The 18,419-nt window shown below is 58.5% G+C and carries 17 protein-coding genes and 1 pseudogene; 13 read left to right on the forward strand and 5 right to left on the reverse strand.

Annotation, left to right across the window (positions count from 1 at the left end; genetic code table 11):
- Positions 1 to 75: 75 nt before the first annotated feature.
- The 4 genes from ABIE16_RS24790 to ABIE16_RS24805 form a co-directional block, all read right to left on the reverse strand.
- Positions 76 to 360: a YceK/YidQ family lipoprotein gene (locus ABIE16_RS24790; protein WP_150813912.1), complete on the reverse strand. Its 285-nt coding sequence runs from the start codon at positions 358 to 360 to the stop codon at positions 76 to 78.
- Positions 353 to 985, reverse strand: a complete 633-nt coding sequence (gene ubiX, locus ABIE16_RS24795; protein ID WP_057713147.1) for a flavin prenyltransferase UbiX — start codon at positions 983 to 985, stop codon at positions 353 to 355. The genes ABIE16_RS24790 and ubiX overlap by 8 nt, the downstream gene beginning before the upstream one ends.
- A complete protein-coding gene (mpl, locus tag ABIE16_RS24800) occupies positions 982 to 2,331 on the reverse strand; it encodes a UDP-N-acetylmuramate:L-alanyl-gamma-D-glutamyl-meso-diaminopimelate ligase (protein WP_090451605.1) in 1,350 nt (449 codons plus the stop codon). Before mpl ends, ubiX begins: the two co-directional genes overlap by 4 nt.
- A gap of 157 nt (positions 2,332 to 2,488) precedes the next feature.
- Positions 2,489 to 4,402 carry a sigma-54-dependent Fis family transcriptional regulator gene (locus tag ABIE16_RS24805; RefSeq protein ID WP_429522137.1) on the reverse strand — a complete coding sequence of 638 codons (1,914 nt, stop codon included), beginning with the start codon at positions 4,400 to 4,402 and terminating at the stop codon, positions 2,489 to 2,491.
- 299 nt (positions 4,403 to 4,701) lie between these two features.
- Here ABIE16_RS24805 and exaC point away from each other — a divergent pair, with 299 nt between their 5' ends.
- From exaC to darG, 13 genes and pseudogenes are all read left to right on the forward strand, one after another.
- Complete coding sequence (exaC, locus tag ABIE16_RS24810; protein WP_095965731.1) at positions 4,702 to 6,222, forward strand: acetaldehyde dehydrogenase ExaC; 1,521 nt, start codon at positions 4,702 to 4,704, stop codon at positions 6,220 to 6,222.
- A gap of 271 nt (positions 6,223 to 6,493) precedes the next feature.
- Positions 6,494 to 7,867: an ethanolamine permease gene (gene eat, locus ABIE16_RS24815; RefSeq protein ID WP_057713144.1), complete on the forward strand. Its 1,374-nt coding sequence runs from the start codon at positions 6,494 to 6,496 to the stop codon at positions 7,865 to 7,867.
- Between the two features lie 191 nt (positions 7,868 to 8,058).
- The gene (locus ABIE16_RS24820; RefSeq protein ID WP_429522138.1) at positions 8,059 to 9,453 is read left to right on the forward strand and encodes an ethanolamine ammonia-lyase subunit EutB; all 1,395 of its coding nucleotides are present in this window, start codon (positions 8,059 to 8,061) and stop codon (positions 9,451 to 9,453) included.
- 8 nt (positions 9,454 to 9,461) lie between these two features.
- A complete protein-coding gene (gene eutC, locus ABIE16_RS24825) occupies positions 9,462 to 10,286 on the forward strand; it encodes an ethanolamine ammonia-lyase subunit EutC (RefSeq protein ID WP_429522139.1) in 825 nt (274 codons plus the stop codon).
- Between the two features lie 114 nt (positions 10,287 to 10,400).
- Complete coding sequence (locus ABIE16_RS24830) at positions 10,401 to 10,862, forward strand: GNAT family N-acetyltransferase (protein WP_007990572.1); 462 nt, start codon at positions 10,401 to 10,403, stop codon at positions 10,860 to 10,862.
- A 270-nt stretch (positions 10,863 to 11,132) separates the two neighbouring features.
- The gene (locus tag ABIE16_RS24835) at positions 11,133 to 11,789 is read left to right on the forward strand and encodes a DedA family protein (protein WP_057713142.1); all 657 of its coding nucleotides are present in this window, start codon (positions 11,133 to 11,135) and stop codon (positions 11,787 to 11,789) included.
- Positions 11,790 to 11,793: 4 nt separating this feature from the next.
- Entirely contained in the window at positions 11,794 to 12,606 is an 813-nt protein-coding gene (locus ABIE16_RS24840; RefSeq protein WP_090451613.1) for a zinc-dependent peptidase, read from the forward strand.
- A 113-nt stretch (positions 12,607 to 12,719) separates the two neighbouring features.
- Entirely contained in the window at positions 12,720 to 13,247 is a 528-nt protein-coding gene (gene ppa / locus ABIE16_RS24845) for an inorganic diphosphatase (protein WP_007990564.1), read from the forward strand.
- 229 nt (positions 13,248 to 13,476) lie between these two features.
- Positions 13,477 to 14,223: a LexA family transcriptional regulator gene (locus ABIE16_RS24850; protein ID WP_057713140.1), complete on the forward strand. Its 747-nt coding sequence runs from the start codon at positions 13,477 to 13,479 to the stop codon at positions 14,221 to 14,223.
- A gap of 334 nt (positions 14,224 to 14,557) precedes the next feature.
- A pseudogene (locus tag ABIE16_RS24855) lies at positions 14,558 to 14,803 on the forward strand (restriction endonuclease); the annotation flags it as partial.
- Positions 14,804 to 14,944: 141 nt separating this feature from the next.
- On the forward strand, positions 14,945 to 15,526 hold the full coding sequence (locus ABIE16_RS24860) for a DarT ssDNA thymidine ADP-ribosyltransferase family protein (RefSeq protein ID WP_429522140.1): 582 nt from the start codon (positions 14,945 to 14,947) through the stop codon (positions 15,524 to 15,526).
- Positions 15,523 to 16,167, forward strand: a complete 645-nt coding sequence (darT, locus tag ABIE16_RS24865; protein WP_429522141.1) for a type II toxin-antitoxin system toxin DNA ADP-ribosyl transferase DarT — start codon at positions 15,523 to 15,525, stop codon at positions 16,165 to 16,167. Before ABIE16_RS24860 ends, darT begins: the two co-directional genes overlap by 4 nt.
- A complete protein-coding gene (darG, locus tag ABIE16_RS24870; RefSeq protein ID WP_429522142.1) occupies positions 16,164 to 17,252 on the forward strand; it encodes a type II toxin-antitoxin system antitoxin DNA ADP-ribosyl glycohydrolase DarG in 1,089 nt (362 codons plus the stop codon). Before darT ends, darG begins: the two co-directional genes overlap by 4 nt.
- A gap of 60 nt (positions 17,253 to 17,312) precedes the next feature.
- On the opposite strand, the gene ABIE16_RS24875 is transcribed toward darG, so the two are convergent.
- Positions 17,313 to 18,419 (reverse strand): DUF4236 domain-containing protein, encoded by a 1,107-nt coding sequence (locus ABIE16_RS24875; protein ID WP_429522143.1) that lies wholly within the window; start codon positions 18,417 to 18,419, stop codon positions 17,313 to 17,315.

Consider the following 18,419-nt stretch of genomic DNA (forward strand, 5'->3'; position numbering starts at 1 on the left):
GTTTTGGGGCTGCTTCGCAGCCCAACGGGGCGGTGCGGCGTTCCGACAAGCCCCCTCGCCACAAAAGCGCTATACCTACAACCCACCCGTCGCCTGAAAACTCACCCCTATCACCGTCAGCAACGACAGTGGCAACAGCAGCGTGTCGAGCAACGCACTGGCCGGCAGATCAACACCCGGATAGCTCGGTGCTTCGGCGCCGAATCGGTCCATCGCACAGCACCCACCGTTCATTGCGTACAAATCCAGGCGAGTCCCGGCGTACACCACCGGCGCCCCCGGCTTGGCCGCATCGAGGGTGCGCGCCGTGGCGCACCCGGCCAATTGCAGCGCCAGCAACATCACCAGTAGCTTATTCATCGCTGGTCAGATGATGCTCGCCCCAGCGCGGCAACATGTCCTGAGGAATATTGAGCACGTTAAGGATCCGCGCCACGACAAAGTCGATCAGGTCATCGATGGTTTGCGGTTGATGATAGAAGCCCGGCGATGCCGGCAGAATCGTCACGCCCATGTTCGACAACTTGAGCATGTTCTCCAGATGGATGCTCGAATACGGTGCTTCACGGGGTACCAGGATCAGCTGCCGACGTTCTTTGAGCGTCACGTCGGCGGCACGCTCGATCAGGTTGTTGCAGGCACCGGTGGCAATAGCCGACAGAGTGCCGGTGGAACACGGCACCACCACCATCGCCGCCGGCGAACCGGAGCCCGAAGCCACCGGCGACATCCAGTCTTCCTTGCCATACACGCGAATCTGCCCGGCGGCGGCCCCCGTGTACTCGGTGAGGAACGCCTGCATCATCTGCGGCTTGGCCGGCAGCGTGACGTCGGTTTCGGTGGCCATCACCAATTGCGCTGCCTTGGAAATCAGGAAGTGCACTTCACGATCTTCCCGCACCAGGCAGTCGAGCAGGCGTAAACCGTACTGAGCACCGGAAGCGCCGGTCATCGCCAGGGTGATGCGGTCCGGGCCGTTGTTCATTTTAGCGCCTCGGCGAGTTTGCCGTGCAGGCCACCGAAGCCGCCGTTGCTCATGATCACCACGTGAGTGCCTGGTTGCGCCTGACTCTTCACGCGTTCGATGATGCCTTCCAGGGAGTCGCTGACAATCGACGGCACGGTGCACAGCGCCGCCGTGGCCGCCAGGTCCCAGCCGAGGTTGGCCGGGGCGTACCAGATCACCTGATCGGCATCGACCACGCTTTCCGGCAATCCGTCGCGGTGCGCGCCAAGCTTCATGGAGTTGGAACGCGGCTCGATAATCGCGATCAACGGCGCATCGCCGATGCGTTTGCGCAGGCCATCCAGTGTGGTGGCAATGGCGGTCGGGTGGTGAGCGAAGTCGTCATAAATGGTGACGCCACCCACTTCCGCGACTTTTTCCATCCGGCGCTTCACGCTTTTGAAGGCGCTCAACGCGGCGATGCCCATGGACGGCACGACGCCGACGTGGCGCGCCGCAGCCAGGGTAGCCAGTGCGTTGGCGACGTTGTGCTGACCGGTCATGTCCCACTCGACCACGCCTTGGGAAACACCTTCAAACATCACTTCGAAGGCCGAGCCGTCTTCGCTGAGCAATTTGACCTGCCACTGGCCGCCGGCACCCGTGGTCTGCACCGGAGTCCAGCAGCCCATCTCGATGACACGCTGCAGCGCCGGCTCGGTGGTCGGATGAATCACCAGGCCTTCGCTCGGAATGGTCCGCACCAAGTGATGGAACTGCCGCTCGATGGCCGGCAGGTCCGGGAAGATGTCCGCGTGATCGAATTCGAGATTGTTCAGGATTGCCGTGCGCGGGCGGTAGTGCACGAACTTGGAGCGCTTGTCGAAAAAGGCGCTGTCGTATTCGTCGGCTTCGATGACGAAGAACGGCGTGCCACCCAGGCGCGCCGACACCGAGAAATTCTGCGGCACGCCACCGATCAGGAAGCCCGGACTCATGCCCGCGTGTTCCAGCACCCAGGCCAACATGCTGCTGGTGGTGGTCTTGCCGTGCGTACCGGCAACCGCCAGTACCCAGCGACCTTGCAGCACGTGATCGGCCAGCCATTGTGGGCCGGAGACGTAGGGCAGGCCTTTGTTCAGCACGTACTCCACAGCCGGGTTGCCCCGGGACATGGCGTTGCCGATCACCACCAGATCAGGGGCCGGATCGAGTTGCGCCGGGTCGTAGCCTTGGGTCAATTCAATGCCCTGGGCTTCCAGCTGAGTGCTCATCGGCGGATAGACGTTGGCATCGGAGCCCGTCACGTGATGGCCCAGCTCTTTGGCCAGAACCGCCATTGACCCCATGAAAGTGCCGCAGATACCAAGAATATGAATGTGCATAGTCGACCTCGTAAAACATGGCCGCAGGTTAGCTTAGGGAGGGGAAAATCGCACCTGATGTTTCAGAGTTGACGACGCCTTCGCGAGCAGGCTCGCTCCCACAGGGACCGCGTGTACCCTGTGGGAGCGGGCTTGCTCGCGAATGGTGCGACGCGGTTTACCGGGCGATACCGTGCTTGCGCAGCTTGCGATAAAGGGTATTGCGACTGACGCCCAACTGCTCCGCTGTGTGCGTCATATGCCAGCGCGTCTGCTCCAGCGCCGTGAGTAGCGCCAGCCGCTCGGCATCTTCCAGCGGATGCTCCGAAGCTTCTTCAATCGTCGACACTACCGGCCGCGCCTGGCGAATCATCGCCGGCAAATTCTCCAGGCCGATCCGCCCGTCCTCACACAGTGCTGCCAACGTACGCAGCACATTACGCAACTGCCGCACGTTACCCGGCCAAGCGAACCCCAATAAGGCCTCCCGCGCCGGCCCGTCGATCAATACGGTTTCTCCGCCCGCCTCCTCGGCCAGCAAAAAATCGAGCAACCGGGATTTGTCGCTACGATCACGCAAGGCTGGCAACGCGACTTCCAGCCCGTTGAGCCGGTAATACAAATCCTCACGGAAGCTGCCGTCCTGCACACGATCCAGCAACTTACGGTGAGTGGCACTGATGATCCGCACATTCACCGATTCCGGCTCGCCGCCGATCGGCACCACTTGCCGGTCTTCGAGCACCCTCAGCAAGCGCGTCTGCAAGGCCAGTGGCATGTCACCGATTTCATCGAGGAACAGGGTCCCGCCATCGGCCTGTTGCAACTTGCCGCGCATACCCTCCTTGCGTGCACCGGTAAAGCTGCCGCCGCGATATCCGAACAGCTCGCTTTCGATCAGGCTTTCGGGAATGGCCGCGCAATTGAGGGCGACAAAGGCTTTCTCCGCCCGCTGGCTGGCGTGGTGCACCGCTTTGGCAAAGGCCTCCTTGCCGGACCCGGTTTCGCCGTTGATCAGCAGCGGTACGTCGCGCTCGTAGACGCGCAAGGCTTTGCGGAAGTCCGCCTGCAACGTCGCGTCATCCAGGCAAATGCCCGACAGGCGCGGTGCTTGTGCGACCTTGGCCGCTGGCACCAACGGAGTTGGCAGCGGCCGCCGTGCCTCACCGCGCAATACCGCAAACAGCTTGCGACCATCACGGGTGCGCAACGGCCAACTGGCGGCGGCATTGGTGCTCGCGCGACCGAGCAACTCATCGAGCGAGCAATCGAAAAACGCCTCCACCGGCTTACCCAGCAAGCCGCCGCGAATATGTCCCAGCAGGTTCAGCGCACTCTGGTTGACCGCGCAAATGCGCCCTTCCCCGTCGAACGCCAGCAGCCCTTCGCTGAACAAACCGACGGACTCGGCTTGCAAGTGAAAACGCAACAACCATTGGTTGTCGAAGCAGCGCAGGAAGTAGCAGCTCTCGATCATCTTCGCCGACAGATTGACCAGTGCCATGGTGTGGAACTGGCTTTGCCGCGACACATCGCGCCGCGCCGACGACACGTCGAGCACCGCCAGCAATTCGCCATGGGGATCGAAGACCGGGCTCGCCGAGCAGGTCAGGCCGGTGTGGCGGCCGCGAAAGTGTTCGTCCTGATGGATGGTCAGCGACTGACGCTCCACCAGACAGGTGCCGATACCGTTAGTGCCTTCGCAGGCCTCGCTCCAGTCGGCCCCGAGCCAAAGACCGGCGCGCTCGAAGATCTGTCGTTCGGCGGGCGCGGTGACGCAGTTGAGGATCACACCGCGGGCGTCGGTCAGCAGCACTGCATGGCCGGCGCCGGAGAGCTGTTGATGCAGGCTGGTCATTTCATTGCCGGCGATGTGCAGCACTTGCTGCAAGCGCTCGCGGCTTTCCAGGACACGGCCATGTTCCAGCACCGTCGGCGCGATGCTCAGGGCCGGATCGAGGTGATAGTCCTCAAGGCAGCGCAGCCAGGAACGGGCGATGGACGGATCGCTACCCGGACCGTGCAGGTGGGTCTTGCCCTGGGTCACCGTCAATACTTGCTGGGCATGGCGACTCAAATGGTTGTCTTGCATTTCTTATTATTCTCCCCGGGGCTCGGCGACCCGTGCATGAGGTGATGCCGAGCATCCTCCAGCCCGGCCCGCATTGCAATGCCTGCAAGACCGGCTGGTCACAAGCTGTGCCACAAAGGGTACAAAGTGTCACCCAGGCTGTACCGAAAGCGTCACAGGCGCTACCCGCCCGTCCGACAAAAACCTCGCAAGGCCTTGATTTACCTGACATGCAAGGCACTGGCCCGCCCCTTGCTCTACGCTTAAAGCAAGCGCACATGCGCGACTCCCTATAAGCACAAAAGCAAGGAGAGACCACCATGCGTTACGCTCACCCCGGTACTGAAGGCGCTATCGTTTCGTTCAAAGCCAAATACGGTAACTACATCGGCGGCGAGTTCGTCGCGCCTGTCAAAGGTCAGTACTTCACCAATACCTCGCCAGTGAATGGCCAACCGATTGCCGAATTCCCCCGCTCCACGGCCGAAGACATCGACAAGGCCCTGGACGCTGCCCACGCGGCGGCCGATGCCTGGGGCGCCACGTCCGCCCAGGCACGTTCGCTGGTGCTGCTGAAAATCGCTGACCGCATCGAACAGAACCTCGAACTGCTGGCAATCACCGAATCCTGGGACAACGGCAAAGCCGTTCGCGAAACCCTCAACGCCGACATCCCTCTGGCCGCCGACCACTTCCGCTACTTCGCCGGTTGCATCCGCGCCCAGGAAGGCAGCGCCGCCGAAATCGACGGCAACACCGTGGCCTATCACATTCATGAACCGCTGGGCGTGGTCGGGCAGATCATTCCGTGGAACTTCCCGATCCTGATGGCCGCCTGGAAACTCGCCCCGGCGCTGGCTGCCGGCAACTGCGTGGTGCTCAAACCCGCCGAGCAAACCCCGCTGGGCATCACCGTGCTGGTCGAACTGATCGGCGACCTGCTGCCACCGGGCGTGCTGAACATCGTGCAAGGCTTCGGCAAAGAAGCCGGCGAAGCCCTGGCCACCAGCAAACGCATCGCCAAGATTGCCTTCACCGGCTCGACCCCGGTCGGCTCGCACATCATGAAATGCGCGGCCGAAAACATCATTCCGTCCACCGTGGAGCTGGGTGGCAAGTCGCCGAACATCTTCTTCGAAGACATCATGAAAGCCGAACCATCCTTCATCGAGAAAGCCGCTGAAGGCCTGGTGTTGGCGTTCTTCAACCAGGGCGAAGTCTGCACCTGCCCTTCCCGGGCGCTGGTGCAAGAGTCGATCTACGACGAATTCATGCAAGTGGTGATGAAGAAGGTCCTGCAAATCAAACGTGGCGACCCGCTGGACACCGACACCATGGTCGGCGCCCAGGCGTCCGAACAGCAATTCGACAAAATCCTTTCGTACCTGGAAATCGCCAAGGGCGAAGGCGCCGAGCTGCTGACCGGCGGCAAGGTCGAAAAACTCGAGGGCAACCTGGCGAGCGGGTATTACATCCAGCCGACGCTGCTCAAGGGCACCAACAAAATGCGCGTGTTCCAGGAAGAAATCTTCGGTCCGGTGGTGAGCATCACCACCTTCAAGGACGAAGCCGAAGCCCTGGCCATCGCCAACGACACCGAGTTCGGCCTGGGCGCCGGCCTCTGGACCCGCGACATCAACCGCGCCTACCGCATGGGCCGCGCCATCAAGGCCGGTCGGGTGTGGACCAACTGCTACCACCTGTACCCGGCGCACGCCGCGTTCGGCGGGTACAAGAAGTCCGGCGTCGGTCGTGAAACCCACAAGATGATGCTCGACCACTATCAGCAGACCAAAAACCTGCTGGTGAGCTACGACATCAATCCGCTGGGCTTCTTCTAAAACCGGGGGCGACACAGGTAACTCTGTGTCGCCCTTTCTACCGCCTTCGCGAGCAAGCCCGCTCCCACAGGTTTTTGTGGTGAATCCAGCTGTTGAGACCTGACACAGAACCCTGTGGGAGCGAGCTTGCTCGCGATAGCGACTTAAATGACACAACACAAAAGGCTGGCCGCTCTGGCACGGGCCTTGCGTACCCGTCATTCAGGAATTGCACCCAACCCGTCGCACCCGAAAGTCCAAAAGATCGAACAATAAAAATTAGAGAGGACTTATGACTATTTCTTCCACACAGCTCAAACCCACACTCGGCACCCTGCATTTATGGGGCATTGCCGTCGGCCTGGTGATTTCCGGCGAGTACTTCGGCTGGAGTTACGGCTGGGGCACCGCAGGCACACTGGGTTTTCTCGTCACCGCGTTGATGGTGGCGACGATGTACACCTGCTTCATCTTCAGTTTTACCGAACTGACGACGGCGATTCCCCACGCTGGCGGGCCGTTTGCCTACAGCCGCCGGGCCTTTGGTGAGAAAGGCGGGTTGATCGCCGGCATCGCCACCCTGATCGAATTCGTCTTTGCGCCACCGGCCATCGCCATGGCCATCGGCGCCTACCTCAACGTGCAATACCCGGAACTGGACCCGAAGATCGCCGCCGTTGGCGCCTATTTCGTGTTCATGGGCCTTAACATCCTCGGTGTCAGCATCGCGGCCACCTTCGAGTTGGTGGTCACCGTGCTGGCGGTCGCTGAGTTGCTGGTATTCATGGGCGTGGTCGCCCCAGGCTTCAGCTTCAGCAACTTCGTGCTCAATGGCTGGTCGGGTTCGAACGAGTTCACGATGGGCTCGATTCCCGGGATTTTTGCGGCGATCCCCTTTGCGATCTGGTTCTTCCTCGCCATCGAAGGCGCGGCCATGGCCGCCGAGGAAGCCAAGGACCCGAAACGCACGATCCCCAGAGCCTATGTCAGCGGCATTCTGACCCTGGTGTTCCTGGCCATCGGCGTGATGGTGATGGCCGGCGGCGTCGGCGACTGGCGTCAACTGTCGAACATCAACGATCCGCTGCCCCAGGCGATGAAAGCTGTGGTCGGCGATAATTCGACCTGGATGCACATGCTGGTATGGATCGGTCTGTTCGGTCTGGTGGCAAGTTTCCACGGGATCATTCTTGGCTATTCCCGGCAGTTCTTCGCCCTGGCTCGCGCCGGTTACCTGCCCAAGGGGCTGGCCAAACTCTCGCGCTTCCAGACGCCGCATCGGGCGATTCTGGCCGGCGGCGTGATCGGCATCGCGGCGATCTACAGCGACGGTCTGGTCAACCTGCAAGGCATGAGCCTGACGGCTGCGATGATCACCATGTCGGTATTCGGCGCCATCGTGATGTACATCATCAGTATGCTGAGCCTGTTCAAGCTGCGTAAGACCGAACCGAACCTGGAGCGCACCTTCCGCGCGCCGGGCTATCCGATCGTGCCGGGGATCGCGTTGTTCCTGGCGGTGGTGTGCCTGGTGGCGATGGCCTGGTTCAACACCTTGATCGGCCTGGTTTTCCTCGGCTTTATGGTTGCCGGGTACCTGTACTTCCAGTTGACTGCCAAGCAACGTTCCGAGGCACCGGCAGACGCTATGCTCGAAGGTATCTGAATGCACCGGCACCGGGATTTTTGCCGGTGCCTGCCTTATCAAAGTGCACAGAGGCTCCATGTGGGAGCGAGCTTGCTCGCGATAGCGGATATTCATTCGACACATGCGTTGGATTTGAAACCGTCATCGCGAGCAAGCTCGCTCCCACAGGGATTGACAGTGTTAGCTAGAGAACAGGAGGACTCCGCCCCATGGCCGTATATGCCCATTCCGTCGGCGCCCAGACCTATCGCTTCGACAGCCTCAAGGATGTGATGGCCAAGGCCAGCCCAGCGCGTTCCGGGGATTTTCTGGCCGGTGTCGCGGCCCTCAATGACGGCGAGCGCGTCGCGGCACAGATGACTTTGGCCGATATTCCGCTATCCCACTTCCTGCAAGAAGTGTTGATTCCCTATGAGTCCGATGAAGTCACCCGCCTGATCATCGACACCCACGACAAACAAGCCTTCTCGGGCGTCAGCCACCTTACCGTCGGCGGCTTTCGCGATTGGCTGCTCAGCGATGCCGCCGACGAGCAGGCTCTGCGCGCCCTCGCCCCCGGCCTGACCCCGGAAATGGTTGCCGCCGTGTCGAAGATCATGCGCGTGCAGGATCTGGTGCTGGTGGCGCAGAAAATCCGTGTGGTCACGAAATTCCGCGGCACCCTCGGCCTGCGTGGGCGACTGTCCACGCGCCTGCAACCGAACCACCCCACCGACGAACCGGCCGGTATCGCCGCAAGCATTCTCGACGGCCTGCTGCACGGCAACGGCGATGCCATGATCGGCATCAACCCGGCCACCGACAGCATCGCCTCGATTTGCGCCATGCTGGAAATGCTCGACGCGATCATCCAGCGCTACGAAATCCCGACCCAGGCGTGCGTGCTGACCCATGTCACCACGTCGATCGAAGCGATCAATCGCGGCGTCCCATTGGACCTGGTGTTCCAGTCGATCGCCGGCACCGAAGCGGCCAACGCCAGTTTCGGCATCAACCTCAATATATTGCAGGAAGGTTACGACGCAGGTTTGAGCCTCAATCGCGGCACGCTGGGCCAGAACCTGATGTACTTCGAAACCGGCCAGGGCAGTGCCCTGTCGGCCAACGCCCATCACGGCGTCGATCAGCAAACCTGCGAAACCCGCGCCTACGCCGTGGCGCGGCATTTCAAACCGTTTCTGGTGAACACCGTCGTCGGCTTCATCGGCCCGGAATACCTGTACAACGGCAAACAGATCATCCGCGCCGGTCTCGAAGACCACTTCTGCGGCAAATTGCTCGGTGTGCCCATGGGTTGCGACATCTGCTACACCAACCACGCCGAAGCCGACCAGGACGACATGGACACCCTGCTGACCCTGCTGGGCGTCGCCGGGATCAACTTCATCATGGGCATCCCCGGCTCCGACGACATCATGCTCAACTACCAGACCACTTCGTTCCACGATGCGCTTTACGCCCGGCAGACCCTGGGGTTGAAGCCCGCACCGGAATTCGAACAGTGGCTGGCGAGAATGGGCATCTTCACTCAAGCCGATGGCAGGGTTCTCTTCGGCGACAGCCTGCCGCCAGCCTTCCGGCAGGCCTTGGCGCAACTGGGATGAGCATTGACATGGATAAATTACCCTTCGATCCACACAACCCTTGGCTGGAGCTACGACGCCTGACGCCGGCACGAATTGCCCTGGGCCGCACCGGCACCAGCATTCCCACCCGCGCACAACTGGACTTCCAATACGCCCACGCTCAAGCGCGGGATGCGGTGCACTTGCCGTTTGACCATGCCTCCCTCAGCGCGCAATTGGTCGAACGTGATCGCGAGTACCTTTTGCTGCACAGTGCCGCGACGGATCGCAACACGTACCTGCAACGCCCCGACCTGGGGCGAAAACTCAGTGATGCCTCGGCGCAGGCCCTGCGTGATTACGTGGTGGCTCATCCGGGAGGCGTGGACCTGGTGATCGTGGTCGCCGACGGCCTGTCGGCATTGGCCGTTCATCGCCATACCCTGCCGTTTCTGGCGCGCTTCGAAGAGCAAATGACCGGCGACAGCTGGACTGTTGCGCCAGTCGTACTCGTAGAACAGGGCCGGGTGGCCGTCGCCGATGAGATCGGTGAGTTGCTTGGCGCAAAAATGACCGTGATCCTCATCGGCGAGCGCCCTGGCCTCAGCTCCCCGGACAGCCTGGGATTATATTTCACCTACAATCCCAAGGTCGGCCTTACCGATGCCTACCGTAATTGCATCTCCAATGTCCGGCTCGAAGGCCTGAGCTACGGCATGGCGGCACACCGATTGCTGTATTTGATGCGCGAAGCCTGCCGGCGGCAGTTGTCAGGGGTCAATCTGAAGGACGAAGCGCAGGTTCAGACACTGGACTCGGACACGGGAGGCGACATGAAAGGAAATTTCCTGCTCGGACCGCCGAATGCCTGAACCGCTTGCGCATTGCACATTCGTACCAGTTTCAGGCAGGATCGTTGCACGGCCGCCAAGGGTTTCCCATCGCCGTCAGAGACGTAAGACAGCCACTTGAAGACGAGACCTACCATGCGGATTATTCAAGCGACCCTCGAACACCTGGACCTGCTGACCCCCTTGTTCGTCAAATATCGCGAGTTTTATGGTTCCCTGCCGTATCCGGACTCGTCCCGGGCGTTCCTCGAGAAACGCCTGCGTCGCAAGGAGTCGGTGATCTACCTGGCGCTGTCCGATGATGACAGCAACAAACTGATGGGTTTCTGCCAGCTGTACCCGAGCTTCTCCTCGCTTTCGCTCAAACGTGTGTGGATCCTCAACGATATTTATGTCGCCGAAGACGCCCGCCGCCAGTTGGTGGCCGACAACCTGATCCGCACCGCAAAAAAAATGGCCAAGGAAACCAATGCCGTGCGCATGCGTGTTTCCACCAGCAGCAACAACGAAGTCGCGCAGAAAACCTACGAGTCCATCGGATTCAAGGAAGACACCGAATTCAAGAACTACGTGCTGCCGATCAGCGACGAACTCTGAATCACCTGCACCCTGCTCGCGATGGCATCGACTGGATTACACTGGTCCAACGAAGTAACGGCATCGTGAGCAGGCTCGCTCCCGCCTGTTCGTTATCAAACATCAGCCCTGTCATGACATTCCCCGCTACAATCTCGACGCGATTTTCACCACTCGCCTCGTATAATCCCGATATTCCCGGCTTGTAAGAAAAACTACCCCTATCCGTAGTCTTACGCGAAGTCATCCGCACAGGTCTGCTGAGTCGGGCCGTCACCACAGGTGCTTTCCATGGATTTCAACCCGATCGACATTGTCCTGCATCTCGACGTCTACCTCGACATGCTTGTAACCAACTACGGGGCATGGATCTACGCCATTCTGTTCATGGTGATCTTTTGTGAAACCGGCCTTGTGGTCATGCCCTTCCTGCCGGGCGACTCCCTGCTGTTCATCGCTGGCGCCGTGGCGGCCGGTGGCGGCATGGATCCGGTACTGCTCGCCGGCCTGCTGATGCTGGCGGCGATCCTGGGCGACAGCACCAACTACATCATCGGACGAACGGCAGGTGAAAAGCTGTTCAGCAATCCGGACTCGAAGATCTTCCGTCGTGACTACCTGCAACAAACCCACGACTTCTACGACAAGCACGGCGGCAAAACCGTGACCCTGGCGCGCTTCCTGCCGATCATCCGTACTTTTGCACCGTTCGTCGCCGGCGTGGGAAGAATGCCTTATCCGCGTTTCTTTGCCTTCAGCGTGCTGGGCACCCTCCTATGGGTCGGCGGCCTGGTGACGCTCGGTTACTTCTTCGGCAACGTGCCATTCATCAAGAAGAACCTGTCGCTACTGGTAGTCGGCATCATCCTGCTCTCGCTGGTGCCGATGATCATTGGCATGGTGCGTAACCGCCTTGCCGGTTCGAACTCCAAAGCCGAATCGCGCTGACACGATGTGGTCCCTGAGCGCCTGGCGTCGCCGGCGCACCCTGGCAAAGCACCCGATTGCCGACGACATGTGGCAACGGGTGCGTCATCACCTGAGTTTTCTCGACGGCATCAGCGCCGCCGAAGACCAATGGCTGCGCGAAGCCTGCGTGCTGTTCCTCGAAGACAAGCACCTGAGCGCCCTGCCCGGTGTCGAACTGCATCAGGAACAACGCTTGCTGCTCGCCGCCCAGGCGCAATTGCCGCTGCTGCACCTCGGCGACCTGAACTGGTATCAGGGCTTCCACGAAATCATCCTCTACCCAGACGACTTCCTCAGCCCCCAGCGCCATCGCGATGCCAGCGGTGTCGAGCACGAATGGGACGGTGAGCACAGCGGTGAAGCCTGGCAGCAAGGCCCGATCATCCTCGCCTGGCCCGGCGTAATGGCCAGCGGAGGCTGGGAAGGCTACAACCTGGTGATCCACGAACTGGCGCACAAGCTCGACATGCTCAACGGCGTCGCCAACGGCCTGCCGCCGCTGCATGCCGACATGCGCGTCAGCGACTGGGCCAACGTCATGCAAGAGGCCTACGACGACCTAGACCGGCAACTGGAACGCAATCCCGATGCCGAAACCGCCATCGATCCGTATGCCGCCGAAAATCCTGCCGAGTTCTTCGCCGTCACCAGCGAATACTTCTTCAGCGCCCCGGATTTGCTGCACGAGGCTTATCCACAGGTGTACCAGCAGTTGAAGCTGTTCTATCGCCAGGATCCGCTGGCGAGGTTGAAGCAACTTCAGGCGCATGACCCTGTCTATCAGGCACACCAGTGAGCGCCATACGACTTCTGGTCCATGGCGTCGACACAGGAATATGCCTATAATCGCCGCCACTTTTTGGTCAATCCGGCCAAGTGTTTTTGGTCAACTAACGGGGGCAACGCCCAATGAGCTACAGCAAGATTCCGGCTGGCAAAGACCTGCCGAACGACATCTACGTCGCGATCGAGATCCCGGCCAACCACGCGCCGATCAAATACGAAATCGACAAAGACAGCGATTGCCTGTTCGTTGACCGTTTCATGGCCACCCCAATGTTCTACCCGGCCAACTACGGTTACATCCCGAACACCCTGGCTGACGACGGTGATCCCCTCGACGTGCTGGTCGTAACCCCTTACCCGGTTGCTCCAGGTTCGGTAATCCGCGCCCGTCCGGTCGGCATCCTGAACATGACCGACGACGGCGGCGGCGATGCCAAAGTCATCGCAGTCCCACACGACAAGCTGTCCCAGCTGTACGTCGACGTGAAGGAATACACCGACTTGCCAGCGCTGCTGATCCAGCAGATCGAGCACTTCTTCGCGAACTACAAAGATCTCGAAAAAGGCAAATGGGTGAAGATCGAAGGCTGGGCCGGCGCAGACGCCGCCCGCGAAGCGATCACCAAGTCGGTTGCTGCCTACAAAGGCTAAGCCCGGCTGCAGGCTTTTAGCTGCAAGCGGCAAGAAAAACCCCGGATGATCCGGGGTTTTTTGTGGGTGCCTGACAAGCACACAAAACACTACGTTTAAACACGCCTTCCCATGGTTTTTGCTTGTTTAAAATTCCCCTGGAGCGTCTTACATCCGGTCGTAAATTTCCCGCAAAATTTGAACGAGGCGTTTATTCAAACCCTTGTTAGCCGCCAGTAGACTCGCGTTCATGAAAAAGAACACTAGCGGCCCACGCTTCAAAGCGCTCCTCGAAGCAGCGAACATCACGACCACCGGATTTGCCGAATTCCTGGATACGGCTCCGCAAAATGTACATAACTGGTACACCCGCGGTGTGCCTGCCCATTGCATGGAAGAAGTCGCCAGAAAACTCTCCGTCAGCAGCGACTGGCTAAAAACCGGCGAAGGCTCGAAAGACGCCCAACACCTGCGCCTGCTCGACGAGTCCGGCAACACCTTCGATGCCCAGACCATCCGCGGTGTCTACACGGTCATAGAGCCTGTCGACGTCGAACTGCCATTCCTCAAAGAAGCTGTCACCGCCCCGGGATCCAACAAAACCCATGTCATAGAAGATCCCGAGAAATCCATCCGCCTGCCCCGCAGCCACCTCGACTCCCTGGAAATCAACCACGCCGACGCCATCTGCACCCTGATGAGCGGCAATAGCATGGGTGAGAAAATTGAAGACGGTTCGACCCTGGCGATTGACCGTGGCCTGACCCAAATTGTCGATGGCGAGATCTACGCCATCGAACATGACGGCATGCTGCGCATCAAGTACCTGCACCGACTACCCGGCAACTCCCTGCGACTGCGCAGCCACAACCGCGCCGAATACCCGGATGAAATCTTCAGGGCCGCACAGATCGAAGAGCAGAACATCAGGGTGCTGGGCTGGGTGTTCTGGTGGTCGACCCTGAACAAACGACGGCCGACGGTGCCCTTTCTTTAAGCGCTCCAGAACGCCCATCGACCACCCACCCCGGTGGCCAAACGGCTCTGCCCGGCACTTCCCGCTGGGAATTTCCGTCAAACCTGCGTATGCTGCGCCCCACATTTGTGCATCGACCCGCCCTGCGGCTCAGATGCACTGGCCTGGCAGATGACTTTCTCACCAGGCCCCACAGCCGGACGCAAGATCCGGGTGTACGTTTTGAAGGCTGGCGCGGTTTACCAAAAATGATCCAAGCCAGTCCCCGAGAAGCCGGCCACAAGCCGGCTTTTTAATGCCTGAAATAATCTAGTCTTATATGGCTATCATGCAAAAGCTCAGCCAAGCGAATATCACGGTGGGTCGCCCTGAACTGCAGGCTTTTTATGGTGCGCTCGCGGGGCAAAAGGCCAAACGCGGGGTGTTCATTACAACCTCTGGGTTTACCGCTCACTCCATCGACTTCGCCAGATCGGTGGAGGGCATCGTGCTGGTGGACGGAACACGCTTGGTGCATTTAATGATGGATCATGAAGTGGGTGTTACGTCGAGGTTGTTGCGCCTGCCTGCACTGGATCGCGATTATTTCGATGAGGAGTGAAGAGTCGTTTTCTGTACATCGAGCTCAACTCACAAAGGCAAAATAATGGCACACTGCAATCACTCACCCAGTGTGATTATTGTTGAATCGGAGAGTGCTCAGGACTGAGCCAGACAAATGTAGAAGTCAAGGAGACTGAATATGCCGGACGTCAAAAGCATCAAGGATCAAAAGCTTCTGTACCACCTCACCTCGGTAGAAAACCTGAGTGGCATTTTCAAGGAAGGTTTGAAACCTCGCGCTGATCTCGCTGCCTTCAAAGACGTGGCAGACGGTGAAATCCTGAAAAAGCGACAAGCCCTCGAGCTTGACCGCTATGTGCCCTTTCACTGGTTTGCTGCAAATCCATTTGATGGAAGCGTGCAACGCAGCAGACCCGGCTCCAAATTCGTTCTGATCTCGGTTTATCGAACCGTTGCAAAACAAAACGGTTGGAAAATCATTCCCCGCCATCCACTGGCCAGTGATTCGATCCAATTATTGGATTACGACGAGGGTTTCGAAGCCATCGATTGGGAAGTCATGAGCACACGCGAGTATCAGGATCCTCATTGCAAAAGCATCTGCATGGCGGAATGCCTTGCGCCGGGTGTTGTTAAACCAGATGCTTTCTTCAAAGTTTTCACTCCTGATGCAGAGGTAGAAGCACTCTGCGCGGCTAAAATGCGCGAAGCCGGTGTTACTGTACTCACCGGCGTGAATCAGAGAATGTTTTATCAATGAACTACAAAAGTCTGAATCCAGAGAAGGCTCTGATTTGGCGTATCGTCCATCGCGATAACCTGCCCTGGATTCTGGACAACGGTCTGCATTGCGCAAACTCGGATGTTCAGGCACCGCAGTACGTGAATATCGGCAACGTCGAATTGATCGACAAGCGCCGAACCCGCCCTGTGCCTATCGCGCCCGAAGGGGTTCTAGCCGACTACGTGCCCTTCTATTTCACGCCCTTCTCTGTGATGATGAAAAATATTCAGTCCGGGTGGAGCGTTCAGCAGCGCAGCAATGACGAGATCGTGATTCTTGTCTCCAGCCTGTACCGCGTTGAAGAGCTAGGCTTGCCGTTTGTCTTCACAAATGCACATGCCTATCCGGCTTGGACAGACTATTACAGCGATCTGGCGCACCTTGGCGAAATCGATTGGCCGATCCTTCAGCGGCGCGACTTCAAACGTGACCCTGATGACCCCCGCAAAATGGAGCGTTATCAGGCCGAAGCGCTGATTCACCATCACCTACCGATTACAGGACTCCTGGGCATCATGTGCTACACCGATGCAATGAAAGAACGCATAGAACAAGAGGCGGCCGCTAGAGGCTTGGCCCTTTCCGTTCATGCACGTCCAGGATGGTATTTCCAATGATCCGATTTACCCAAGGCAACCTGCTGGAAGCCAAGACCGAAGCCCTCGTCAACACGGTGAACACCGTGGGTGTTATGGGTAAAGGCATCGCGCTGATGTTCAAGGAGCGCTTCGCACAGAACTACCGTCTGTACGTGGCGGCCTGCAAAGCGGGTGAAGTAGTTACCGGCAAGGTCCACGTCACTGCTGTTAATGAGCTGGACGGCCCTCGCTGGATCGTCAACTTCCCTACCAAACGTCACTGGCGATCTCCCTCGCAGATGGAGTGGGTGACGGATGGCCTGCATGACTTGCGTCGGTTCTTGATCGAAAACCATGTGAAGTCTGTAGCAGTCCCACCGCTAGGAGCGGGCAATGGTGGATTGAAATGGCCTGAAGTTCGCGAACAGATTATTGATGTTTTGAGTGATCTGGATGTCGATGTATTGGTATTCGAACCCTCCAATCAATATTTGAATGTCGCTAAACGTAGCGGTGTAGAAAAGCTCACACCTGCTCGTGCGCTCATTGCCGAATTAGTTAGACGCTATTGGGTTCTAGGCATGGAATGTAGCCTGCTTGAGATTCAGAAGCTGGCATGGTTCCTGGAGCGCGCAATAGAGAGGTTGCCGGGAACTGAGAACCCGCTGAATCTTAAATTTGTGGCTCATAAATATGGACCGTATGCCAATCGATTGGAGCATCTGCTCAACAACCTTGATGGCAGCTACCTGCATTGCGATAAACGCATTAGCGATGCAGGTATCAGTGATGTGATTTGGTTTGATCAAGAGCGCAAGACCTTCCTACAGACCTATCTCAATACAGAGGCCAAGGAATACTCCGATGCCTTGGAGCGTACCACCGAGTTGATCGATGGCTTTGAATCACCTTTTGGTATGGAGTTGCTCGCTACAGTGGACTGGCTGCTTAGTCAGGAAGGGGTACCTCCGACTGTTCCTGCGGTGCGTGATGCATTGAAGCAATGGGATGGTGGAGCGGGCGCTGCGGCTCGCAAAAGCAAACTGTTCGACAATCAGGCGCTCGATATTGCAATCAAACGCCTTACCTCCAGTAGCTTTAGACCTGAAATGACTGCCTGTTAAGGTGTGTCATTTTCAATGCTGACCGGTAACAGCCGGCCATGATAGAGAGGCTTTAGTCTACTAACATGGCTCGGTTTTATCAGACTTCCGCTCAGTAGGCATCACTCGCGCAAGGCCGAAAATAGCCTTGGCAAATGCCTCTCCAACACCACTTCGTGAAACCTGAACAACCTCATTCAGGCCTGTCTCACTAGATAGTTTCAACTCATCGTAAAGACAGATAGGGAGTTCGCGGTTGTTTTTGAACCTACGATCAGGGCCACCCTTTTTGTTAACAAACTGCCACGTCCTATCGACTACCGTGGCGTCCCTGGGAGGCGAAGCACTCTCGATGAAACGCGTTGCATTGACCTGCAACTGCAGCTCTCGATAGCCAACCGCGCCCACACCGTTCTCGTCATAAACCAACACTCGATCAGGGAAGAAATGCAGCGTTTGGCGTCCGACAACTATGGAGATAGTTTCGATATTGGTTTTTACATAGGGCGGCGAGGACCGAGCGATAGTCGTTTTTTTTCGACGCACAAGATTGCTCGCGCCAGCATGGTATTTACGATCATAAACGGCGCCTGAGGCCTCGATATGCCATGCGGCATCCGCTGCCGAAACTTGCTGACCGCTGCTGTGCAAAGCCTCGTAAGCCTCTTCCATGTCAGCGTCAAAGTCGTAAAAAAGCACCACTGTCTTTGCAATTGAATCCCGAACCGCGACGGCGATTGTCAGGACTGTGCCAAGGATAAATGCTCCCCACACAGCCCAACCGGGCAAGCCATTACCCAGCGCAAGAAAAACAGCAACGATCCCCAAAGCACAAATCCATGGCCAAAGTCGCTTTCGTGCCTGTTTTTCACTCATTTCTTCGAGCAAATCTCGCGAGGATGAATCGACAATTTCCGACACATCCGCAGACTCGATCTCGACTAAAGGAGCGTGAGTCCCCTCAGGTATTACCCCATGTTCAATCCGGGGCAAAACTGGAGACTCATTGCGCAGCTTGGGTACGGTAGCGCGGTAGTACACACCTCCCTGCCCCATGTGAACATAATTCCCGCGGGGCCCCGTACCGATGCGCAGGCCCTTGATCCCCACTGAGACGCCCACACCCTGCTGGGACAGATTGAAACGAAACGGTCCGACCCTGATACTTTTACGAATATAAAATCCCAT

It is taken from the genome of Pseudomonas sp. 2725 (assembly GCF_050434585.1).
GTDB lineage: Bacteria > Pseudomonadota > Gammaproteobacteria > Pseudomonadales > Pseudomonadaceae > Aquipseudomonas > Aquipseudomonas jessenii.